Source organism: Providencia sp. PROV076 (assembly GCF_028483405.1).
Classification (GTDB): Bacteria; Pseudomonadota; Gammaproteobacteria; order Enterobacterales; family Enterobacteriaceae; genus Providencia; species Providencia huaxiensis.
The window spans coordinates 1-1226 of sequence record NZ_JAMPRR010000072.1; the positions used below are offsets into that span (position 1 = coordinate 1).

General features: G+C 42.3%; 1 protein-coding gene. It reads left to right on the top strand.

What is annotated here, in order from left to right:
- Window positions 1-63 precede the first annotated feature (63 nt).
- Window positions 64-1214, top strand: a protein-coding gene (locus tag PSF67_RS22005; RefSeq protein WP_272677613.1) for an IS3 family transposase whose coding sequence is annotated in 2 segments (ribosomal slippage) — window positions 64-340 and window positions 340-1214 — 1152 coding nt in all. Because the reading frame shifts where the segments join, the coding sequence is not laid out codon by codon here.
- Window positions 1215-1226: the final 12 nt, after the last annotated feature.

The following is a 1226-nucleotide window of genomic DNA, read 5'->3' on the forward strand; positions in this document are numbered from 1 at the left end:
GATCTGCTTTAATCAAACAGGACACTTTAATAATGGAATATAATCCAACTATTGAGGTGTTAAATGAAAAAACGAACAAACAGATTTTATACTACTGAGTTTAAGCAAGAAGCGGTCGCATTAGTCACCGAACAAGGTTATAGCGTCCCAAAAGCGGCAGCTTCATTAGGGATCACCGATAAATTACTTTATAACTGGAAAGCAAAATTCGACGCTGAACAATCCGGTAGCAGGTTGAATGCCGATGAGAGAGCTGAGCTATTAAGGCTTCGAAAAGAAAATAAAGAACTTAGAATGGAGAAAGAGATCCTAAAAAAAGCCAGCGCCCTCCTGCTAAAGGAAACCAAGTAGCGTTTAAAACGATTAAGCAATTATCTTCACAGTTTCCCGTGCTGAAGCTCTGTAAGTTAATGAAAATAAGTCGTTCTGCCTACTATGCTTGGCTTAAACGCCCAGCAAAATTGATCACTGCAGAACAACTTAGCCTGTACCGTAGAGCCAAAGCTATCTTTGAACAGAGTCGAAATAGCTTAGGTTATAGAACGTTACGTAAACGGTTATGCAAAGAGGGCTTTAGCGTGAGTGCTTATGGCGTTCAAAAGCTAATGGCTCAGCTTGGCCTAGTCGTCACTCAGCGAGTTGCTTACAAAGTCACCACAAAACGCAAACACAGTGATGCCGTAGCCGATAATTTACTCAATCAAAATTTTAATCCTCACGCACCTAACGAAGTGTGGGCGGGTGATGTGACCTATTTAAAAACAGGGGAAGGCTGGATGTATTTAGCCATCGTGATGGACTTATACTCACGCCGTATTGTGGGTTGGCACATCGATAAACGAATGACGGCAGATTTAGTCAGTAAAGCCTTGATGAAAGCGTATAACTTACGCCAGCCCGAAAAAGGCTTAGTCTTTCATAGTGATAGAGGCTCTCAATATACGAGTAAGCGATATCGCCGCTTGCTAACAAGCTATGGTATTAGGGCAAGCATGGGTGATGTTGGAGCCTGTTGGGATAACGCCGTTGTAGAACGATTTTTTGGCAGTTTAAAACACGATTGGGTACTGAAAATCCCACAGCCGACTCGGAAACAGATGAAAGAAGATGTTATCGCGTATATGCGCTATTACAACCAAGAAAGGCTTCATACTGCCAACGGTGATCTGCCCCCCATTGAGTATGAACAAAATTCCTTAAGAAAAGTGTCCTGATTTAGTTGCGCA